Here is a 2945-nt window from a genome sequence, read left to right as displayed (position 1 = left end):
ACGCCTCCAGGATCGCCATGAACGACACGCCCACCCTGCAGTACTCGCGCGGCATCCAGGACCTGCCGGGCCCCAAGGGCCAGCCGTGGGTGGGCAACGCGCTGCAACTCAGCGGGCGGCAGATGCACCAGAAGTTCACTGCCTGGGTGCGCGAGTTCGGCCCGATGTTCCGCCTGGAGGTGTTCGGCAACCCCATCGTCATCGTCTCCGACGCGCCCACGGTGCAGGCGGTGCTCAAGGAACGGCCCGAGGTGTTCCGGCGCAGCGGCAGCCTGAAGACGATCATGCACGAGCTGGACATCCGTGGCGTGATCACCGCCGAGGGGGATGCCTGGCGCAAGCAGCGCAAGCTGGTGATGAGCGGGCTGAGCGCGGAGGTGATCCGCAACTTCTTCCCGACCATGCGCTTCATGACCGAACGCATGATGGACCGCTGGAAGCACCGGCTCGCCCAGGGCCTGCCGGTCGACCTGCGCCGGGACCTGAAGGCCATGGCGCTGGACGTGATCGTGGGCATCGCGATGGGCCACGACATCGATGCGGTCAACGACGAAGGCGGCCCGTTGCAGCGGAGCATCGACGCCATCTTCCACCGGCTCGGGCAGCGCACCACGGCGGCGTTCCCGTACTGGCGCCACGTCCGGTTGCCGGTGGATCGCGCCGCCGACCGCGCGTCGGCGCAGATCGCGGCATCCGTGCAGGGCTTCGTCCGCGACGCCCGTGCGCGCATGGCGCAGCAGCGCCAGTTGCACGAGAAACCGGGCAACATGCTGGAAGCGATGATCGCCGCGGCGGAAGACCCGGCCTCCGGCTTCACCGACGAGGAGCTGATGGACAACGCGGTGCTCAGCGTCATCGGCGGCGAGGACACCACCGCCAACTCCATCGCCTGGATGCTCCACCTGCTGGCCCAGCATCCCGCAGCGGCCGCGGCGCTCACGGCGGAAGTGGACGCGGTGCTCGGCGAGGACACGCTCATCCGCGACTGGGAGCTGATGAAGCGCTTCGACTACCTGGAGGCCACCTTCAGCGAGGCGCAGCGCCTGCGCTCGGTGGCACCGTATGTCGGGGTCACCAGCAACATCGACTGCGTGGTCGCGGACACGCTGATTCCGAAGAACACCGCCATCGTGGTGGCGACGGCGGGGGAGGGGCTGGACGAGGTGCAGTTTCCCGATCCGGCCGCGTTCTCGCCGGAACGCTGGATCTTCGAGCAGCGTCCGCCGCGCGAACGGGACCCGGCGCGCAAGCTGTTTCCGTTCGGCAGCGGGCCGCGGCTGTGCCCGGGGCGCTTCCTCGCGCTCACCGAGATCACCATGGTCGTCTCCATGATCCTGCGCAACTTCGAGCTGGAACTGGATACGAACGCGCCACCGGTGCGGGAGGTGCTCAATTTCTTCATGGCGCCCAGTTCGCTGCCGGTGCGGATCAGGCTGCGCACGCCGCCGGGGGCGGCTTCGTGATCCCGGCGGCGCGGGAGTCCAATCTCGAGATCGCCCGGCGCATCCTGGGCGTGTCGCTGCCCCTGATGGGCTCCATGGTCGGCAACCTCATCATGATGCTGGTGGACCGGGTGTGCCTGGCGCGGTATTCCAGCGAGACCCTGGCCGCGTCCGGGCCGGCGGTCTATACGGCCATGGCCATCATCGGTTTCTTCGCCGCGGTGGTGGGCTTCTCACGCTCCTGCGTCGCCCAGGCCTTCGGCCGGTCCGGCCACGACGCCGCGGCCTACCAGGCGGCCGTGGGCATCGTCGTCGGCATCCTGTTCGCCGTGGCCCTGCTGCTGCTGGCGCCGCTGATGGCAATGATCCCGTCGCTGAGCCAGCGGCCGCCGGCCATCACCCACCTGGAATCGCAGTTCCTCTACTGGTCGGCGTATTTCGGTGCGGCGATGACTTTCAACATGGCGTTGTCGTCGTATTTCAACGGCATCGGCAAGACGCGCATCACGCTGGTGGCGGGACTGCTCGGCCAGGCAGTCGGCATCGTGATGACCATCGGCCTGGTCTTCGGCCGCTTCGGCCTGCCGGAGATGGGCATGCGCGGCTCGGCGCTGGGCACCTTGTGCGGCACGCTGGCGATCACCGCCTGCTACCTGCCGTATGTGCCTCGGCAGGTCTGGTCGATCCTGCGCGGGCTGGTGCGCACGCGCGGCGTTCCCCTGGCCGAGGTGGCGCCGCGGCTGCGCAAGGGCGTGGCGCTGGGCGTGACGGCGGGCATCGGCAACTTCGGCAACGCCGCCTTCATCTGGATCATCGCGGGGCTGGGCGCCATCGCGCTGGCCGCCAACAACGTCAACCTGACGGTCAGCTACCTGGGCGTGATCCCGCTGCTGGGCCTGGGCATCGGCTGCAGCGTGCTGTGCGGCAATGCGCTGGGCAAGGACGAGTTCCACCAGGTGCCGCGGATCATCGCCGTGACGCTGGGCATCGAGCTGGCGTACGTGGCGGTGATGTCCTTCTTCCAGATCGTCACCCCGGACGTGCTGCTGAATCCGTTCGGCCTGGCCGACAAGCCGGAGGCTATCCGGCAGGCATCGGTCGCCACCTCGCGGGTGTTGTGGACCTATTCGCTCGCGTTCGCCTTCTCGATGACCGGGCAGGCGGTGCTGGAGGCCTTCGGCATCACCCGCTTCCTGTTCGTCACCCGGTTCGTGTTCATGTGGGCGCTGAGCATCCCCACGGTGTACCTGATGACCCTGGGCCATGTGGGCGATGCCGGGTTCCTGCCCACCTGCTGGATCGTGGGTTCCAGCTACGAGGCGGCCATCGGGGTGTTCTACTTCTGGCGGATCGCCGTGGCGGTGAACAAACGGCAGAACGCGATCGTGCTGACCCGGGCTCAGGCCTGACCGGTTTTCACCCGGATCATTCGCCATGCACGCGGAAAGGACTACTCTCGGCGGTCAGGTGTGGATCATCCGCGCCGGGAGTGGCTCATGCTTA

General features: G+C 68.0%; 2 protein-coding genes. Both read left to right on the top strand.

What is annotated here, in order from left to right; all coding sequences use genetic code 11:
• The first annotated feature begins 17 nt into the window (after positions 1 to 17).
• Complete coding sequence (locus AB8808_RS11735; protein ID WP_369929559.1) at positions 18 to 1463, top strand: cytochrome P450; 1446 nt, start codon at positions 18 to 20, stop codon at positions 1461 to 1463.
• Positions 1460 to 2851, top strand: a complete 1392-nt coding sequence (locus AB8808_RS11730; RefSeq protein WP_369929557.1) for an MATE family efflux transporter — start codon at positions 1460 to 1462, stop codon at positions 2849 to 2851. Before AB8808_RS11735 ends, AB8808_RS11730 begins: the two co-directional genes overlap by 4 nt.
• The last annotated feature ends 94 nt before the right edge of the window (positions 2852 to 2945 follow it).

The organism is Xanthomonas sp. NCPPB 2632, assembly GCF_041228075.2.
Lineage (GTDB): Bacteria > Pseudomonadota > Gammaproteobacteria > Xanthomonadales > Rhodanobacteraceae > Luteibacter.
This window is presented reverse-complemented; position numbering and strand designations above follow the sequence as displayed.